General features: G+C 66.9%; 16 protein-coding genes. 9 read left to right on the forward strand and 7 right to left on the reverse strand.

Annotated features, from left to right (window positions below; genetic code table 11):
- Positions 1-13 precede the first annotated feature (13 nt).
- Entirely contained in the window at positions 14-424 is a 411-nt protein-coding gene (locus AC56KW_RS04480) for a MarR family winged helix-turn-helix transcriptional regulator (RefSeq protein WP_497169533.1), read from the reverse strand.
- Between the two features lie 102 nt (positions 425-526).
- Here AC56KW_RS04480 and AC56KW_RS04485 point away from each other — a divergent pair, with 102 nt between their 5' ends.
- Positions 527-1,267, forward strand: a complete 741-nt coding sequence (locus AC56KW_RS04485) for a siderophore-interacting protein (protein WP_497169534.1) — start codon at positions 527-529, stop codon at positions 1,265-1,267.
- Here the strand turns inward: AC56KW_RS04485 and AC56KW_RS04490 are convergent.
- A complete protein-coding gene (locus AC56KW_RS04490) occupies positions 1,264-2,208 on the reverse strand; it encodes a 2-hydroxyacid dehydrogenase (protein WP_497169535.1) in 945 nt (314 codons plus the stop codon). The genes AC56KW_RS04485 and AC56KW_RS04490 overlap by 4 nt on opposite strands.
- Positions 2,209-2,251: 43 nt before the next feature.
- Here AC56KW_RS04490 and AC56KW_RS04495 point away from each other — a divergent pair, with 43 nt between their 5' ends.
- The 6 genes from AC56KW_RS04495 (at position 2,252) to AC56KW_RS04520 (ending at position 8,529) form a co-directional block, all read left to right on the forward strand.
- The gene (locus AC56KW_RS04495) at positions 2,252-2,674 is read left to right on the forward strand and encodes a hypothetical protein (protein WP_497169536.1); all 423 of its coding nucleotides are present in this window, start codon (positions 2,252-2,254) and stop codon (positions 2,672-2,674) included.
- A 119-nt stretch (positions 2,675-2,793) separates the two neighbouring features.
- Positions 2,794-3,951, forward strand: coding sequence for an acetyltransferase domain-containing protein (locus AC56KW_RS04500; protein ID WP_497169537.1), 1,158 nt, complete (start codon positions 2,794-2,796; stop codon positions 3,949-3,951).
- Between the two features lie 110 nt (positions 3,952-4,061).
- The gene (locus AC56KW_RS04505) at positions 4,062-5,276 is read left to right on the forward strand and encodes an alpha/beta fold hydrolase (protein WP_497169538.1); all 1,215 of its coding nucleotides are present in this window, start codon (positions 4,062-4,064) and stop codon (positions 5,274-5,276) included.
- Positions 5,277-5,510: 234 nt separating this feature from the next.
- Positions 5,511-6,911, forward strand: a complete 1,401-nt coding sequence (locus AC56KW_RS04510; RefSeq protein ID WP_497169539.1) for an APC family permease — start codon at positions 5,511-5,513, stop codon at positions 6,909-6,911.
- A 50-nt stretch (positions 6,912-6,961) separates the two neighbouring features.
- Positions 6,962-7,543 (forward strand): class I SAM-dependent methyltransferase, encoded by a 582-nt coding sequence (locus AC56KW_RS04515; protein WP_497169540.1) that lies wholly within the window; start codon positions 6,962-6,964, stop codon positions 7,541-7,543.
- 98 nt (positions 7,544-7,641) lie between these two features.
- Positions 7,642-8,529, forward strand: a complete 888-nt coding sequence (locus tag AC56KW_RS04520) for a LysR family transcriptional regulator (protein WP_497169541.1) — start codon at positions 7,642-7,644, stop codon at positions 8,527-8,529.
- A 14-nt stretch (positions 8,530-8,543) separates the two neighbouring features.
- Here AC56KW_RS04520 and AC56KW_RS04525 read toward each other — a convergent pair whose 3' ends face one another.
- Positions 8,544-8,945 (reverse strand): Rid family hydrolase, encoded by a 402-nt coding sequence (locus AC56KW_RS04525; protein WP_497169542.1) that lies wholly within the window; start codon positions 8,943-8,945, stop codon positions 8,544-8,546.
- Positions 8,946-9,200: 255 nt separating this feature from the next.
- Between AC56KW_RS04525 and AC56KW_RS04530 the strand changes: the two genes are divergently transcribed.
- The gene (locus tag AC56KW_RS04530) at positions 9,201-11,429 is read left to right on the forward strand and encodes a TonB-dependent siderophore receptor (protein ID WP_497169543.1); all 2,229 of its coding nucleotides are present in this window, start codon (positions 9,201-9,203) and stop codon (positions 11,427-11,429) included.
- Positions 11,430-11,500: 71 nt separating this feature from the next.
- On the opposite strand, the gene AC56KW_RS04535 is transcribed toward AC56KW_RS04530, so the two are convergent.
- Positions 11,501-12,478, reverse strand: coding sequence for an IS1595 family transposase (locus tag AC56KW_RS04535; RefSeq protein WP_497169864.1), 978 nt, complete (start codon positions 12,476-12,478; stop codon positions 11,501-11,503).
- A gap of 159 nt (positions 12,479-12,637) precedes the next feature.
- On the opposite strand from AC56KW_RS04535, the gene AC56KW_RS04540 reads away from it, so the two are divergent.
- Positions 12,638-13,705, forward strand: coding sequence for an SDR family oxidoreductase (locus tag AC56KW_RS04540; protein ID WP_497169544.1), 1,068 nt, complete (start codon positions 12,638-12,640; stop codon positions 13,703-13,705).
- 4 nt (positions 13,706-13,709) lie between these two features.
- Here the strand turns inward: AC56KW_RS04540 and AC56KW_RS04545 are convergent, their stop codons facing one another.
- Genes AC56KW_RS04545 through AC56KW_RS04555 form a run of 3 tightly spaced genes read right to left on the reverse strand, consistent with a single transcriptional unit; the run spans position 13,710 to position 17,249 of the window.
- Positions 13,710-14,345, reverse strand: coding sequence for a PqiC family protein (locus tag AC56KW_RS04545; RefSeq protein ID WP_497169545.1), 636 nt, complete (start codon positions 14,343-14,345; stop codon positions 13,710-13,712).
- Complete coding sequence (locus AC56KW_RS04550; protein WP_497169546.1) at positions 14,345-15,970, reverse strand: PqiB family protein; 1,626 nt, start codon at positions 15,968-15,970, stop codon at positions 14,345-14,347. The genes AC56KW_RS04545 and AC56KW_RS04550 overlap by 1 nt, the downstream gene beginning before the upstream one ends.
- Entirely contained in the window at positions 15,963-17,249 is a 1,287-nt protein-coding gene (locus AC56KW_RS04555) for a paraquat-inducible protein A (protein WP_497169547.1), read from the reverse strand. Before AC56KW_RS04555 ends, AC56KW_RS04550 begins: the two co-directional genes overlap by 8 nt.
- Positions 17,250-17,310 lie beyond the last annotated feature (61 nt).

Genomic DNA, 17,310 nt, shown 5'->3' on the forward strand with positions numbered 1-17,310 from the left:
CCCGACGAGCGGCCTAATCCGTCCGCGTCTGTTCCAGGTTGGCGCGCACCCGCGCCAGCAGTGTCGTCAGCTGCGCCTGCTCTTCGGATGACAGGCCGGCCAGCGCCGCTTCGCGCAAGACGCCGCTCTGGCGGTGCAAGCCATCGAACACTTCCTGCCCTGCGGCAGTGAGCGACAGGCGCGTGCTGCGCCGATCCTGCTCGTCCGCGGTCGCGTCCAGCAGCTGGGCCTCGCGCAGCGCCCGGATCAGCCGGGCCACCTGGGCCTTGTCTCGTCCCGAATGCGCCACCAGATCGCTTTGTGTGGCGCCCGGATGGCGTGCGAAATACCCCAGCGCCTTCATTTCCATATGCGCCAGCTCGTGCGGGCCACCACGCACACCGCGTAGCTGCCGTGACCGGTAGAGATGCACGATCGCGTGCATCGTTTCCAGAGGATCGACCGCACGCTTGCCCTGAATTTGGTTGACTCTATCAACTTCTTTTCGCATAATGGTGGATACTATCAACTAATTCTGGAGTGTAGCATGTCTGAATCCCACATTCCCACGCAGTTTCCAGCAGTCGAGCGCGTTCGCCATGACCTCAAGCTGCGCGAGGTGGAAGTCGCGCGCATCGCGCAACTCAGCCCCGGCTTCGTCAGCATCACCTTCACTGGCGCCGCACTCGCGGAGTTCACCTCGCTGTCGTTCGACGACCACGTCAAGTTCATGTTCGACGGCGCCGATGGGCAGCAGGTCCGGCGCGACTATACGCCACGCCGGTTCGATCCGGAAGCCTGCGCGATCGACATCGAGTTCGCCCTGCACGGTCATGGGGGCGCCGCCGAATGGGCGCGTAGCGCCAGGGTCGGCGCGAAAGCCATCATCGGCGGGCCACGCGGGTCGATGATTTTGCCACTGGAGATGGACTGGCACCTCTTGATCGGCGACGCCAGCGCGCTGCCGGCCGTCACCCGCCGCCTGGAAGAGCTGCCGCAGGCGGCACGCGCGCAGGTCGTGCTGCTGGTCGATGCGGCCGACCGCCGCGAGTTCGTCACCCAGGCCAATGCCGACATCCACTGGGTGGGCTCGGACGAACAATTGCTGCAGGTTCTGAAGGATCTGCCACTGCCGAGCGGCGCGGGGCTGGCCTGGGGCGGCGGCGAGGCCTCGCTGATGGTCCAGGTGCGCCAACTGCTGCTGGACAAGGGCTTGCCGCGCCAGGCGGGCCGGATCTCGGCCTACTGGAAACGGGGCGTGGCCGACCACCACGAGCATCTCGACTAGACCACCGGCGTGGGCAAGGGCTCGCCGTTGAAGTGGGCCACCAGGTTGTCCACAGCCAGCCGGCCCATCGCGCGCCGCGCTTCCAGCGTGAAGCTGCCGACGTGGGGCGTCAGCACCACGTTGTCGAGCGCGCACAGCGCCGCCGGCACGTTTGGCTCGTCCTCGAATACGTCCAGGCCCGCCGCGCCAAGCCGGCCATCCTGCAACGCCCCGATCAGCGCCGCTTCATCCACCACCGAGCCGCGCGCGATATTGACCAGCGTGCCTTGCGGCCCGAGCGCGTCGAGCACGTGGCCGTCGATCATGTGCCGGGTGTCGGCGCCGCCCGGCATGCACAGTACCAGCATATCGCTTTCTTCGGCCAGCGCCAGCAGCGAGCCGCTCCTCTGGTGGGGGGCCGGGCCCGCGCTGCGCTGGAAGTAGCGGATCTGCATCCCGAAGCCCTGCAGGCGCTGGGCCACTGCCTGGCCGATGCGGCCGAAGCCGACGATGCCCGCCACCTTGCCCTTGAGGCTGCGCGCGTGGCTCAATGGCACCTTGGCCGGCCAGCCGCCGTCGCGCACGTAGCGATCCAGTTGCGGCAGGCGGCGCGCGGTCGACAGCAGCAAGGTGACCGCGAAATCGGCCACGTCGTCGGTGAGCACGTCGGGGGTGTTGGTCAGGTGGATGCCTTTTTGCGCCAGCAGCGCCAGCGGCACCGCATCGACGCCGACGCCGTTCACCGACACGATCCCGAGCGCCGGCAGGCGCGCCACCAGGGCCGGCGTCACGCCGACCGTGCCCGTCGTCAGGACCGCGCGAATGCTGCTCGCGATCGCATCGAATGCGGCGTCGCCGGCAACCGGGATCGCCGCCGCGAAATGGCAGTGGAAGGCCTGTTCCACCCGTGCCCGCACTTCTTGCGACCACGGGCCGCCCAACACGAGAATCTCTGGTTTCATCGGTAAACACCTCGCCCTATCGATCGTTGTGGATGGATCGAGTATGCCAGACGAACCGGCCATCCGCCGGGCACCGGTTTTTTACCGCGCCGCGTATTCCAGTACAATCGCGGGTTGCGACTACGATGCCACGACGATGACCGTAACACGATCCCACCAACAGCCCCTGTCCGCCGTGCGCGGCCGGCTGCTGCTGTGGGCCGGCGCAATCGTCCTCTTGCTGCAGTTGTTCGCCGCCGTCGGCCACGACCACAAGCTGGAATCGCAGGCCCAGGAGTGCGTCGCCTGCTCGGTGCAGGCGCAGTCGAACGCGGCGCCGCCGGCGCCACAGGTCCTGCCTGCCGCCGTCGCCTGGATGCTCGCGCTGATCGTTGTGCCGATGGTGGTCGCGGTACATCGCCCCGGCCCTGCTGATTACCTGCTGCCACAGCCCCACGCGCCGCCCGCTTCATTGCTCGCCTCCTGAGAAACGCCTGGCCGCATGCTGACGCTGTGGCCTGTCCCATTCCTGTCCGGCGTTGATCGGCACCGCTGCCTGCGCCCGCGCGCAGGCGCGCCGCCGCGCCGGCCATCAAGCACAACGACATGAAGCACAACGCCCCACCTTATCCCGTCGACGGCGCGAGCCGGCGCATCGCCTCGATCGACGTCGCCCGCGGCCTCGTCATGCTCCTGATGACCGTGGATCACGTCCGCGAGACGTTCTTCCTGCAGCACCAGGTCGGCGATCCGATGGATGCGACGAGCACCGATCCTGGCCTGTTCTTCTCGCGTCTTGCCGCCCATTTCTGCGCGCCGATGTTCGTGTTCCTGACCGGCCTGTCGGCCTGGTTGTATGCCAATCCGGCGACCGGGCCACGCCGCGCCACCGGCTTCCTGGCCAAGCGCGGCGCGTTCCTGATCCTGCTCGAGATCGTGGTAATCAATTTTGCCTGGACCGGCAGCTTCACACCGCACACGGTGTACCTGCAGGTGATCTGGGCCATCGGCCTGTCGATGCTGGCCCTCAGCCTGCTGCACCGCCTGCCCTTGCCGCTGCTGGCAGCGCTCGGCGTCCTGATCGTGGGGGGCCACAATGCGCTGTCCGGGCTGTGCTTCGAGCCCGGTTCCTGGGCGGCCGACGCATGGACGATCCTGGAGCGGCGCGGCTACCTGATGGAGGATCCCGTGCGGGTGCGCATCAGCTATCCGCTGCTGGCCTGGATCGGCGTGATCCTGCTCGGCTACGCCTGCGGCCCGCTGTATGCGCGCGCCACCGCGCCAAGGCAGCGCCGGCGCGGCCTCGTCACCGGCGGCGTCGCCAGCCTGGCCCTGCTGCTGGTGCTGCGCACCTGGAACATCTATGGCGAGACCCTGCCCTGGGCGCCGCAGGACGCGCTGCTGCGTAGCGCGATGTCGTGGCTGAACTTCACCAAGTACCCGCCTTCGCTACTTTTCCTGCTGCTGACCCTCGGCGTCGGCCTCCTGGTGCTGGCCTGGATCGACAGGGTCGATGCCGCCTGGGTGCGGGTGGTGGCGGTGTTCGGCGGTGCGCCGCTGTTCTTCTACATCCTGCACCTGTACCTGCTGCTGCTCGCGCAGCGGATCGCGGCCGGCGCGCTGAACCTGCCGCGGGCCGACGTCGAGCATGTGTGGCAGGTGTGGCTGGGCGCCGGGGTGCTGGCTGCACTGCTGTACTGGCCCACGAAACGTTTCGGACGCTACAAGCGCGAGAGCGGCAAGGCCTGGGTTAAGTACCTGTAAGCCAATAGTGCCGCAGGCCATAACTTTCAGACAGGTCTTAAGCTGGCGCAAACAGCATTGCCATTCAATCGTGCGCGGTTGGAGCCCAGCGATAGTTGGCGTAGAGTTTCATGATCGCCAATCCGACGGGATCACTATTCATGTATGCCAGCAACTCGAACGTGTTCGGGGCCTTCGGGGGCGTCGCTACGCAAGCCTTCAAGCAGATGGACCGCAGCCGCCAGGCGCGCGGCAAGATGCTCGAGCGGGCCGGCTACGGGCCGCAACAGACCCCGTCGACGGTCATCCTCGAGCAGCCCGGCCTCCAGCTGCGGCGCTATCAGGACGCGCCCGGCGGCGGCCCCGCGGTGCTGCTGGTGCCGGCACCGATCAAGCGCGCTTATATCTGGGACCTCGCGCCCGACATCAGCGTGGTGCGGCGCTGGAGCGAGCGCGGCTATCGGGTCTACCTGGCCGAATGGCTGCCGATGCCCGATGGCGACCCGGACGTCGGCCTGAACGACTATGGTGAGCGCCTGCTGGCGGCCTGTCAGCGCGCGATCGCGCAAGACAGCGGGCAGGAGCAGCTGACGATCGTCGGCCATTCGCTGGGCGGCATCCTGGCCGCCATCTACAGCTGCATGCATCCCGCGCGCGTGGCGGCCACCATCCTGCTCGAATCGCCGCTGCGTTTCGAGCAATCCGCCTGCTGCTTCTCGCCGCTGGTCAAGGCCACGCCAGACGCGCGCGGCATCGCCGACGCCTTTGGCCAGGTGCCAGGCGTCTACCTCAACATGATGAGCGCCATGGCCGAGCCGCACGCCTTCCAATGGGAAAGGATCGCCGACCGCTGGCTGTCGCTGCTCGACCCGAAGGCGCTGGCGACCCATCTGCGGGTCGAGCGCTGGACCCATGACGAATTCCCGCTGCCGGGACGCCTGTTCACCGAAATTGTCGAATCGCTGTATCGCAACGACGAATTCATGCAAGGTCGGCTTGACATCGGCGGTCGCAACATCGGCCCGCGTGACCTGCGTGCGCCATTGTTGAGCGTGGTCGACTTCCGCAGCAAGGTGATTCCGCCCGACGCCGTGCTGCCTTTCCATGAAGCGGCCAGCAGCGGGCGCAAGCGGGTCATCGAATACCGGGGCGATGTCGGCGTCAACCTGCAGCACGTCGGCGTGCTGGTCGGCCGCAGCGCCCACGCCGACATCTGGCCGGCCATCTTCGCCTGGCTCGGTTCGCCTGCGCTGGCGCAGGCCCCGCGCGATGGACGCCACGCGGCGCTGGCGGATCGTGCAGCAATTGCGGCGTCAGGCGCCACTCCGGCGCCCGCACCCGACTGATCTCGCCGGCCTGGGGCAGCGCCTTGCTGCGCCTTCCATCAGTCTATTGCTTCGCAGCTTGCCTTAGCCCGTGTTTATCTTTCTGTCAATTCAATCGCGCGCCGCCCGCTCTTCGGTCTGGATAACATCCAGTTCCGAAAAGCGGGTGAGCGATGGTGTACTCATTGGCTCCCCATGTGCAACCAAGCGCGATCCGGTCCCCGGCGGCCGGCGGCGCGCCCAACCGATCACGACATGGACGCCATCGAAGCGCGACGCCCCGTCTCAGCTCCTCGCGACACCCGCCCGCGGCCGACCATCGGCCTGCGTGAAGCCGTCGCCGTCATCGTCGGCGTGGTCATCGGCGCCGGGATCTTCAAGGCGCCGTCGCTTGTCGCCGGCATGAGCGGCGGCGCACCGGCCATGTTCACGCTCTGGGTGATGGGCGGCCTCGTCTCGCTGATCGGCGCCTTGTGCTACGCCGAGCTGACCACCTCGTATCCACACGCCGGCGGCGACTACCACTACCTTCACCGCGCCTTCGGCCGCTCGGTCGCCTTCCTGTTCGGCTGGGCCCGCTTCTCCGTCATCACCACCGGCTCGATCGCCCTCCTCGGCTTCGTGTTCGGCGACTACATGCAGCAGGCCATCCCGCTCACCATCGCTCCAAACGGATGGGGAAGCACGGTCTACGCCATCGCGGTGATCGTCGGCCTGTCGGCCCTCAACCTGCGCGGCATCCGCACCGGCACGGGCACCCAGACCTTCCTCACCGTCGCCGAAATCCTCGGCCTGCTGCTCATCGTCGGCGCCTCCGCCCTGTTCACCGATCCGGCCCCGGCGAGCGCCGCAGCGGCGGCAACCAGCGGCGGCGGCCCGGCCAGCACGGCCCTCGGCATGGCGATGGTATTCGTCCTGCTCACCTACGGCGGCTGGAACGAGGCGGCCTACATCAGCGCCGAGATGCGCGGCGGCCCGCGCGACATGGTCAAGGCGCTCACCATGGGCATTGCCGTCATCACCGTGCTCTACCTATTGGTGACGTGGGCCTACTGGAAAGTGCTGGGCATGGACGGCATGGCTTCCTCCGAGGCGGTGGCGGCCGACGTCATGAAAGTCGTGTTCGGCCCGGCGGGCGAAAAGATCATCTCGGTACTGGTGGCGATTTCCGCCCTCACCTCGATCAACGCCACCATGATCGTCGGCGCCCGTACCAGCTACGCGATCGGCCTCGACTGGAAAAAACTGGGCCGCCTGGCCGAGTGGGACAGCGAGCGCGGCACCCCGACGGTCGCCATGACGGTGCAGTGCGTGGCCGCCCTGGCCCTGGTGGCGACCGGCGCCGCGCTCGGCGGCGGCTTCAAGGCCATGGTGGAATTCACGGCCCCCGTGTTCTGGCTGTTCTTCCTGCTCACCGGCATCTCGCTGTTCGTGCTGCGGCGTCGCGAGCCCACCACGCCGCGCCCGTTCAAGGTGCCCCTGTATCCCGTGCTGCCGCTGCTGTTCTGCGCGAGTTGCGCCTATATGTTGTGGTCGAGCCTGTCGTACGTGTACAGCCAGCAGCTCGGCGGCCTGAACGCCGCATGGATCGGCGTGGCCGTGCTGGCGATCGGCGTCCTGCTGTTGCTGTTGCTGCGCTCGAGGAGCGATCGATGATACCCCAGAGAGTTTCCCCCCAAATCCACTTGACCCGAGGAGCTGTGCTGATGAACCCGCAACCACGCCGTCGTACCCTGCTGCTGTCCACTGCCGCCGCCACCGGCCTCATGATGTTCCCGTTCGGCCGCGCGCTGGCCCAGGCCACCCCGCGCCTCGACGTGCCGTATGTCCCGACCCCGCAGGAAGTCGTCGACAAGATGCTCGACCTGGCCAAGGTCGGCAAGAACGACACGCTGTTCGACCTGGGCTGCGGCGACGGCCGCATCGTCGTCACCGCCGCCAAGGCGCGCGGCGCGCGCGGCACCGGCATCGACATCGACCCTACCCGCATCGCGGAGGCCAAGGAAAACGCCAAGCAGGCCGGGGTGTCCGACCGCGCCCAGTTCCGCGTCGGCGACTTGTTCAAGACCGACTTCTCGAGCGCGACCGTCGTCACCCTGTACCTGTTGCCGACCATCAACGCCAAGCTGCGTCCACAACTATGGAAACAGCTCAAGGTCGGCACGCGCGTGGTGTCGCATGCCTTCGACATGGGGGCGGAATGGCCGGCCGAGAAAACGGTCGAGGTAGATGGCCGCACGATTTACTATTGGACCATTACTGAGGCGAACAAGAAAGAAGCGGCCTGATCGGCGCCGGCGAATTGCCGGCATAGCAAACAGGTCACGATTATCCACTTTCGTGGATAATCGTGACCTATGTGCTTCCCTTTTCCCAACGCTCACGCATGAACCAGCTCCTGGCCATGCGCGCGTTCGTCCGCGTGATCGACACTGGCTCGTTCAGCCGCGCATCCGACCAGCTGGGTCTGCCACGCTCCACGGTGAGCAAGCTGATTGGTGACCTGGAGGGGTATCTCGGCAACAAGCTGATGCATCGCACCACGCGCACCGTCGCCATCACGGCGGAGGGCGCCGAATACTACCGGCAAGCCAGCCGCCTGCTGGCCGAACTGGACGCGATGGACCACGCCATGCGCGGCCAGAAGCGCAAGCCGCACGGGCACTTGCGGATCGACGCCCCGGCCTCGTTCTCGACCTCGCTCCTGATCCCGGCGCTGCCCACCTTCCACCTGGAATACCCGGACATCACCCTCGCGCTCGGCATCAGCGACCGTCCGGCCAATATCCTCGGCGAGGGGGTCGACTGCGTGATCCGGGCCGGTGAAATACACGACCTGTCGATGATTGGCCGGAAGCTGGTCGACCTACAATACGGCACTTTCGCTTCGCCCGCCTACCTGGCGCGCGCGGGAACGCCGCGTACGCCGGCCGACCTCGATCGACACACACGCGTGGGCTACTTCTTCGCGGCGACTACGAAGTCGAATCCCCTGATCTTCGAACGCGCCGGCGAACGCGTGGAAATCGCGTCGAGCGCGCTGTCCACCAACGACGGCAATGGCGTACTGGCGCTGATGCGGGCAGGCCTGGGCGTCGGCCAGCATTTTACGCGCATGGTGCAGCCGTGGATCGACGCCGGGGAGCTGGTGCCGATCCTGCAGGACTGGCGCCGGCCGCTCATGCCCTTCCATATCCTGTATCCGCCGAACCGCCACCAGAATGCGCGGCTGTCGGTATTCGTCGACTGGCTGATCGACACTTTCCGCGACTGACACCGGGCCGAACCTTATTCGATGATCGCGGTCACCCGGATCTCGATGCGCATGTGCGGATCGCCGAGCGCGGCCACGCCCACCTCGGTCCAGATCGGGCCGCGGTGGGGCATGTACTGCCGGAACAGCCGGGCAAATGTCTCGTTGGTTTCCGGCGGGAAGCCGCCTACATGGTAGGACATCACCTCAATGACATGCTCCCAGGTAGCGCCCGCCGCCGCCAGCACCCGTTCCACGTTCTTGAAAGCCAGCTCGATCTCGTCGACCAGGCCGGCCGGGAACTGCAAGTCGTCGGTCCAGCCACCCTGGCCCGAGATGTCGACCCGGTTGCCGACCTTGACCGCCTGCGAATACCCCAGCCGCTTGTTGAGCAGCTCGCCGTACCCCGGCGTCACGAAAAAAGTTGAATTGTCCATTGCTGACCTTTCGGGATGCTTGTTGAGAGGACGCCAGCTTAGCCGTCCGCTGCACGCGAAAACAGCCGTCATTGCTGCCAATACCATCCATACCGTTGCACAATCCCATTAAAAATGCTGTCTCTGCGCGTCACACATTGACATCACTAGATGAGAATAGTTATCATTACGAACTGTTATCCCGTTGTCATACGCAGACGCGCGCTTTGGAGGCGCCGGTCCGCCACCCACTCATCGTTAAAACAGGAAAAAAAGATGGAAAAGCAGGTCAGCGCCAATGGTCGCCGCAAATTGAAGACCCTCACGGTCTGTGTGGGCCTCGCGCTCCCATTCGTCGCGCAGGCACAGTCCACCGAGACCAGCAACACCGCCGCCGGCACCACGTCGATGCCGCAGGTGCAGGTCCAGGCCCAGAAGCTGGCTGACGACGTCGGCTCGTACACCATCGGCCGCACCCGCACCGCCACCCCGCTCGACATGTCGCTGCGCGACACGCCGCAATCGGTCTCGGTCATCACCCAGCAGCGCATCGAAGACCAGGGCCTGCTCACCATCACCGACGTCGTCAACAACGTCACCGGCGTCTCGGTCAACCAGTACGAGACCCACCGCGGCAGCTTCACCGCACGCGGCTTCGAAGTCACCAATCTGCAGATCGACAACATCCCGACCACCTGGGACGCTGCCTGGAGCGCCGGCGAGGTGCTGGGCAGCCTGGCCCTGTACGACCGCGTCGAGGTGGTGCGCGGCGCGACCGGCCTGATGACCGGCGCCGGCACCCCGTCTGCCGCGCTGAACCTGGTGCGCAAGCGCGCCTTCAGCAAGAAGCTGGGCGGTCGCATCGAAGCGACCGCCGGCCGCTGGGACAAGCGCCACGTCATGGCCGACGTCTCGACCCCGCTGAACGCGTCGGGCAGCATCCGTGGCCGCTTCGTTGGCGAGTACGGCGAAGGCGACAGCTGGATCCAGCACCTGGAGAACAAGGACCGCACCTTCTACGCTACCGTCGAAGCCGACATCGGCCGCGACGGCACCTTATCGGCCGGCTTCAGCCGCCAGAAGATGAGCCCGCGCGGCCCGATGTGGGGCGGCCTGCCGTACCGCTACACCGACGGCTCGGTCATCCCCGAAGACCGCTCGCTGACCACCGGCACCCCCTGGACCGCCTTCGACAACCAGTACGACAACTTCTTCGCCGACTACGAGCACCGCTTCGTCAACGGCTGGAACCTGCGCTTCACCTACACCGACGCCACCCGCGACGGCGACTCGCACCTGCTGTACCTGTCGGGCGTGCCGGATCGCGTGACCGGCGCCGGCATCAATTCCTTCGCTGGCTCCTACGTCACCCAGACCAGGCAGAAGGACTTCGGCATCCACGCCAGCGGTCCGTTCTCGGCCTTCGGCCGCGAGCATCAGGCGGCCATCGGCTACCTGCATGCGAATACCGACTTCTATTCGAACAACCGTCTCGCGCAGTTCCCGGGCTTGCCTGAAGGCGTGTCGCCGCCGGTGTCCGACTTCAACAACTGGAACCCGGTCGCCTACCCGACCCCGGCATGGGGCGCGCAGGCGCGCTACCAGGACAGCGAAACAACCCAGCAAGGCCTGTACGGCATGGCGCGCTTCTCACTCACCGACCGTCTGAAGGCGATCGTCGGCGCGCGCGTGACCAAGTACGAGAAAGAAGGGGGCGGCGCCTGGGAAGCGCCGTACGCGATCAAACACTCGAACGAGATCACGCCGTACGCCGGCCTGGTGTTCGACCTGGACGACACCTATTCGCTGTACGCCAGCCACACCAGCATCTTCCAGCCACAGAACCTGAGGGACCAGGCGAACAACCTGCTCGACCCGATCGAGGGCAAGGCGAGCGAAGCCGGCATCAAGGGCGAGTTCTTCGACCGCCGCGTGAACGCCTCGCTGGCCGTGTTCCATCTCAAGCAGGACAAGCTGGGCCAGCGCGCCGGCGAAGTCGACCGCGACGGCCCGACCGGCCCGCAACTGCCTGAAGCCTACTACCGCGCCGCCGACGGCGCCACCAGCAAGGGCATCGAGCTGGATGTCTCGGGCGAGATCATTTCCGGCCTGAACGCCAGCATCGGCTACGCGATCTACCGCGCCAAGGAGGCGAGCGGCGTCGACTTCAACTCGATCTACCCACGCAAGACCCTGCGCGCCTTCGCCTCCTACCGCCTGCCCGGCGCGTGGAGCAAGCTGACCGTCGGCGGCGGTGTCAACTGGGAAGGCAGCACCTACACGGTCGACGGCACGGTCGCTCCCGGCATCGACGGCCGCATCGAGCAGGAATCGTTCGCCCTGGTCAACCTGATGGCGCGCTACGATTTCACCAAGCAGCTCTCGGCCCAGCTGAACGTGAGCAACGCGACCGACAAGACGCACTTCGCAATGTTCGCCGCGTTCAACCAGATCACCTACGGTGCACCGCGCAACACGTCGCTGACACTGCGTTACCGCTTCTGATGTCTTGAAGCGCTGACCCCGACGGGGCGCCGCAGCGATGCGGCGCCCCGTTTGCATGGGCGCTGTGCGCGTTAATTCGGGTCTTTCCGACGGCACGTTGCGCACTGGATGATTGCCGTCAGCAATTGCGCTGGCGTACGCAAAGCGCCGTCATCCAGAAAGCGCTGCCAGCCTGAATAGTTCACCAGGTAGCGACTGGCGATGCCATTGAAGCGCTTGATCCAGGTCTTGAAGCGGGCATGCCAGCCATTGACGTTATTCAGGTGGATCGCGCCGCGCGCCTTGACCCCGGCGCGCAGGTTGACCGCCTCGTGCGCGATACCGGCATGGTCGGCAAAGACCCGGTAAGCGGCCGCCGAATCGCTGATCAACACCGCGTCCGGCGCCAGCACCGGCCGCAGGCAGTTGATGAGTTTCACGGCGCTGACCGGCCCGCGGCCAGTATGAAAGTCCAGTGTCTGCCGGCCCCGGTCGCGTGCGACGAGCAGGCACTCGTGTTCGCGGCTGATGCCGCGCCGCGTCGCCACGCCGCCGCGCCGCCGCGCGGGACGCGTCAGGTGGCGCGAGCCCTTCTGCGATTCGAGCAGATAGGTTTCGTCCGCCTCGACCATGCCCTCAAGGCGATCTGGACGCTTGCGCGCGGCCCCCGGCACGAAACGGTGGCGCCAGCGGAAACTGGTGCTGCGGTGCACGCCGACGAGCTCGGCTGCTGCGCGGACCGTGCGCGAATCGAGCACGCATTGCAGGTACGGTAGCCAGGCGGCCTTTTTGCGCAGGCGCGCCAGCGGCGTGTTCGTCAGTGCATTGAAGCTGCGCCGGCAAGCCAGGCAGCGCCAGCGCTGCAGCCCGCTGGCCGCCCCGCAACGATGGACACGCGAACATTGGCAATGCGGGCAGCATGGTGTGCCCGCCGCCTGGGCGACGAGGTGGAGACACGCACCAGGATGGACGATCGCCGCGATCCAGGCGCGCAACCTGGCTACCTCGTCGGTATGCAGGTGCAGGGAGGTCAGCGCGGCAAATACTTCTTCGAAGACCAAGCCTTGCATCATTGCCACCTGATGAGTTAACTCGACAGTGGCTGAGACCGGCGCGAATGGGAAAGGTTCGCATAATTAACGCGAACAGCGCCTCTAGCGTAACGGGCCGCGCACCAATTTCCTCGGCCCGGTAGAATGGCGTTCAATTGTCACATCGGGAGTCAATACATGAAACGAACCGCACTCGTCGTCGGCGTCACCGGTATCGGCGGCAACCACGTCGCGCGCGAACTGCTGGCCCAGGGCTGGGACGTGGTCGGCCTGTCGCGCCGCGCGCCGCAAGACCTGCCCGCCGTGCGCCACGTCGCCGCCGACCTGCTCGACCCTGCCGGCTTGAACACCGCGCTGGCCGACATCGCACCGACCCATGTCTTCATCACCACCTGGATGCGCCAGGATACCGAAGCCGAGAACATCCGCGTCAATGCCGCGCTGGTGCGCAACCTGCTCGACGCGCTGGCGCCGAAGAAATCGGTACGCCATGTCGCCCTGGTCACCGGCCTCAAGCACTATCTGGGTCCATTCGAAGCCTACGCCAGCTCGGGCACCTTGCCCGACACGCCGCTGCGCGAAAGCCAGCCGCGCCTGCCACTCGAGAATTTCTATTACGCGCAGGAAGACGAAGTCTACGCCGCCGCGCAACGCGACCGTTTCACCTGGACCATCCATCGCCCGCACACGGTGATCGGCCTGGCGGTCGGCAATGCGATGAACCTTGGCACCACGCTGGCCGTCTACGCCACCATCTGCAAGGAGACCGGCCGCCCGTTCCAGTTCCCCGGCTCCGCGGCGCAGTGGAACGGCCTGTCGGACGTGACCGATGCGCGCATGCTGGCCAGGCAACTGGTGTGGGCGGCGGACACCGATGCCGCGCGCAACGAGGCGTTCAACATCGTCAACGGCGACGTGTTCCGCTGGAGCTGGCTGTGGCCGAAACTGGCCGCCTACTTCGGCGTCGAGACGGCCGGCTTCAACGGCGCCATGCAACCGCTCGAAGCGGCGATGGCGAACGACCATGCGCTGTGGCGCGACATCGCCGCCCGCCACGACCTGGCCGAGGCCGACCTGGATCGCCTGGCCTCGGCCTGGCACACCGATCTCGACCTGGGCCGGCCGCTGGAGGTGATGACCGACATGGCCAATAGCCGCCGCCTGGGTTTTGCCGCCTACCAGGCCACCGACGCGTCGTTCTACGATCTGTTCGCGCGCCTGCGCGCCGAGCGTCTCATCCCTTGAGGCGTCAGCCGGCCGGACAGGCCGGCGCCCTTCCCTCGGCCTGGCCACGCACCGCGACCGCGATCGTGGCCGACAGCTTCGCCAGCGCCGCCCGGTGGCCCGCCACCAGGGCGTCATGACCGCCGCCCACCGGCTCACGGAACACGCTGCGACAGGTCTGCACCTCGCCGCCGTCCAGCATGCGCACGCTCCACACGGCGTCCACCAGCGCATACTCGCCCGGCCGCGATTCGAAGCGCTGCACATCGGCGCCGATCCGGTACACGGTGCCGCCCTTCGGCGCCGCACTGCGGTAGACGTCCACCGCCCCCAACTGGGCCGCGATACCGAACGACAGGCTGTTGCCGATCTCCTCGGCCAGCGGACCGGCCCAGCGGTGGTGTTCCTCGAGGTCGATCCGGCCATCGCCGCTGCTGACCACCATCTGCGGGCGGCGCAGCTGGCCGGGCAAGGTCACCGGCCGCATCTCGAAGTACAGCGGCGCGGCCGCCGCCGTCGCCGGCACGACGGTCGCCGGGCCGCCGCTCAAGGTATAGAAACGGTCGACCGGCGTGCTGCCGCAGCCGGCGACGGCGGCTGCAAGCAAGCCGGCGCTCACGGTGGCGGCACACGCGCGGCGACGGATTGGGAACGACATCATCACTTCTTCTCCTGTGGTTTGCCGCGAATGATCGACTGCGGATTGCGTTCGAGGTAGTCGGCCAGCGCATTGAGCTTGGCCATGGTGTCCGACACTTCCTGCAGCGCCTGGCGCAAGTCCGATTGCAGCGGCGAATCCTGCGCCAGCAGGTTTTCGGCGCGCGCGAAGGTGCCCTTGGCCGCCGTCAGCGTGTCCGTCATCTCGGGCAGCACCTGGCCCTCGAGGCGTGCGAGCGTGGCATTCGCCTGCGCCAGCGTGCGGTTCAGGTTGACGCCGATCTCGTCGAACGGCACCTTGTCGAGTTTATTGGCGATCCGCGCCACCTGGGCCTGCAGCTCGTCGAGCTGGCCCGGCACGGTCGGCAGCACCACCAGTTCGCCCTGCTGGCCGAGCATCGCCTTGCGCGCATTGGGGAAGAAGTCGAGCGCCACATACAGCTGGCCGGTGAGGATGTTTCCGTTGCGCAGCTGGGCGCGCAGGCCGCGGCTGACCATCATGCCCATCATGTCCTTGCCCTCGCGGCCCTGATTCAGGGCGTTCATGAAGTCCTGGCCCAGGCGGCCCGGATACATGTCGATGACGACCGGCATATTGAAACGGCGGCGCTCGCGGTCCCACTCGATGCCGACGGTGCGCACCTCGCCCAGCGCCACGCCGCGAAAGTCCACCGGAGCGCCTGGGGCCAGGCCGCGCAGCGACTGGTCGAAATACACCACCGCGGTGGTGGCCGGGCCATCGGGCGGTCGCAACGCCGCGGCGCGGTCTTCGGCCAGCCGGTAGCGGCTGCCCGCGGGAGCCGCTGCGGCCGGCTTGCGGCCGTCAGTCGATTCGAAGGCGATGCCGCCGGTGGCCAGCGCCGCCAGGGATTGGGTATTGAGCTTGAGGCCGCTCGCATCCAGGCGCAGGTCGACGCCGCTGGCGTGGTACCAGCGCGTGTCCGGCCCGACGAAACCGATATACGGTTCCTCGACGAACACCGACATGTCGATGCCCTGGCCGGCCTTGTCCAGTTCGACCTTGGCCACCTGGCCCACGCGCACGCGCCGGAAATACACGGGCGAGCCCGGCGCGACCGAGCCCAGGGTGTCGGCATGCAGCATGTATTCGCGGCCTTTCAGGCCGATCGGGATCGGCGGCGCCGTCTCCAGACCGGTGAAGGCATTGGTCGACTCTTCCGACGTGCCGGGCGCGGCGCCGATATAGGGGCCGGACAGCAAGGTGTTCAGGCCCGACACGCCGCTGGCGCCGATCTGCGGGCGCACCACCCAGAAGCGCGAATCCTGGGCGGTGAAGCGCTCGGCTTCCTTCGCCATCTCGATCTTGGCCACGACCCGGTTGCCGTCCTCGGCCAGGGTCACCGAGACCACGCGGCCAATGTCGACGTCCTTGTACTTGACCCGGGTAGTGCCCGCCTCGAGGCCTTCGCCGGTACCGAAGTAGACGTACACCGTCGGGCCCTTGTTGGTCATCCAGTGCACCACCTGCCAGGCGCCGATGATGGCCGCCAGCAGAGGGATCAGCCAGATCAGCGACGGCAGCCAGCGGCTCGGGCGGTCCACGTCGGGCGAGGATGGCTTCAGGATGGCGGGCCGCTGCGGCGCTCCGGCGCCGTCTTGTTCAGACATGTTGTTCTCCATTCGATTCGATAGGGTCCCAGATCAGGCGCGGGTCGAACTGGTGCGAGGCGACCATGGTGACGATCACCACGCAACCGAAGGCGATCGCGCCAGGGCCGGCGGTGATCGTCGCCAGCGCGTCGAAGCGCACCAGCGCCACCGTCAGCGCGACCACGAAGATGTCGAGCATCGACCAGCGGCCGACGAATTCCACCACGCGGTAGGCACGCGTGCGCGCCAGCGGCGCGGCGCGCGAGCGCAGCTGGGCGGTGGCGTTGAGCCAGGCCAGCGCCACCAGTTTGGAGACCGGCACCACGACGCTGGCAATGAAGATGATGATCGCCAGGCCCGGCGAGCCGGTATTCCAGAACAGCAGCACGCCACTCATGATGGTGTCGCCCTCGGTCCCGCCGCCGATCATGCGGGTGTACATCACGGGCAGGATATTGGCAGGGACGTACAGCAGCGTGGCCGCGGCCAGCATGACCCAGGTCCAGCCGATGCTGTTGGGGATGCGCCGGTGCAGCGCGGCGTTGCAGCGGCGGCAGTGGGCGGCGCCGTCGGCGGCGCGATGCCAGGGCTGGCCATTGACCAGGCCACAGGCGTGGCAGACGACGAGGGTGTCGGGAGCGTGGGCCACCGCTTCGGCGCCTGGCGCGATCACCGGTCGCGGCGCCAGGTGGTCGGCCAGTTCCCACAGCGCCTTGGGCTCATAGCGCATCACCAGCGCACACAGGATGGTCAGCACGCCGAAGGCAAACAGACCCGGATGCGGCACGACGCGCGCCATCCCGGTCATCTTGATCACGGTGATCAAGATGCCGAGCATCAAGACTTCGGTCATCGCCCAGTAACGCGCACCCTGCACCAGCCGCAACACCAGACCGAAGCCGGGCACCCGCCGGCCACCGCGCAGGCCGATGGCGACGTAGAGCAGGGAACACAGCTCCAGGCCGGGAAAGACGATGGCGCACAACAGCACCATTGTCGCGATCACCTGCATTCCCTCGCCCCACAGCACGCCCACGGATTCGAACAGCGTCACGCTGGACGTGATACCGCCCATTTCGAGCGTAACGATCGGAAAACTCTGGGCCAGCAGGTAGACCAGCACGGCGCCCAGGGTCAGCGCGACCAGCGCGTCGACGCGACGCAGCGGCCCGCCCGCGTGCCAGCGGTACAGCTCGTGGCGGCAGCGGGTGCAGCGCGCGCGCTCGCACGAGTTCAGCGGCTCCTTGTGGTACAAGTTGCCGCAGTCATGACAGCCGATCAGGTATTCCGCGCTCAATCGCTCTCCCTACAACAGTGCAATAGCACCATGTATTATGACCGGAAGCAATTGAGCGCGC

The sequence above is a fragment of the Telluria sp. RT2P19 genome, assembly GCF_059685725.1.

Coding starts and splice junctions, on each gene's coding strand:
- AC56KW_RS04530 (WP_497169543.1), top strand. CDS start 9,201: ATGGAAAAGCAGGTCAGCGCCAATGGTCGCCGCAAATTGAAGACCCTC.
- AC56KW_RS04525 (WP_497169542.1), bottom strand. CDS start 8,945: ATGGACAATTCAACTTTTTTCGTGACGCCGGGGTACGGCGAGCTGCTC.
- AC56KW_RS04510 (WP_497169539.1), top strand. CDS start 5,511: ATGGACGCCATCGAAGCGCGACGCCCCGTCTCAGCTCCTCGCGACACC.
- AC56KW_RS04485 (WP_497169534.1), top strand. CDS start 527: ATGTCTGAATCCCACATTCCCACGCAGTTTCCAGCAGTCGAGCGCGTT.
- AC56KW_RS04495 (WP_497169536.1), top strand. CDS start 2,252: ATGCCAGACGAACCGGCCATCCGCCGGGCACCGGTTTTTTACCGCGCC.
- AC56KW_RS04520 (WP_497169541.1), top strand. CDS start 7,642: ATGAACCAGCTCCTGGCCATGCGCGCGTTCGTCCGCGTGATCGACACT.
- AC56KW_RS04500 (WP_497169537.1), top strand. CDS start 2,794: ATGAAGCACAACGCCCCACCTTATCCCGTCGACGGCGCGAGCCGGCGC.
- AC56KW_RS04540 (WP_497169544.1), top strand. CDS start 12,638: ATGAAACGAACCGCACTCGTCGTCGGCGTCACCGGTATCGGCGGCAAC.
- AC56KW_RS04515 (WP_497169540.1), top strand. CDS start 6,962: ATGAACCCGCAACCACGCCGTCGTACCCTGCTGCTGTCCACTGCCGCC.
- AC56KW_RS04480 (WP_497169533.1), bottom strand. CDS start 424: ATGCACGCGATCGTGCATCTCTACCGGTCACGGCAGCTACGCGGTGTG.
- AC56KW_RS04490 (WP_497169535.1), bottom strand. CDS start 2,208: ATGAAACCAGAGATTCTCGTGTTGGGCGGCCCGTGGTCGCAAGAAGTG.
- AC56KW_RS04505 (WP_497169538.1), top strand. CDS start 4,062: ATGATCGCCAATCCGACGGGATCACTATTCATGTATGCCAGCAACTCG.
- AC56KW_RS04550 (WP_497169546.1), bottom strand. CDS start 15,970: ATGTCTGAACAAGACGGCGCCGGAGCGCCGCAGCGGCCCGCCATCCTG.
- AC56KW_RS04545 (WP_497169545.1), bottom strand. CDS start 14,345: ATGATGTCGTTCCCAATCCGTCGCCGCGCGTGTGCCGCCACCGTGAGC.
- AC56KW_RS04535 (WP_497169864.1), bottom strand. CDS start 12,478: ATGCAAGGCTTGGTCTTCGAAGAAGTATTTGCCGCGCTGACCTCCCTG.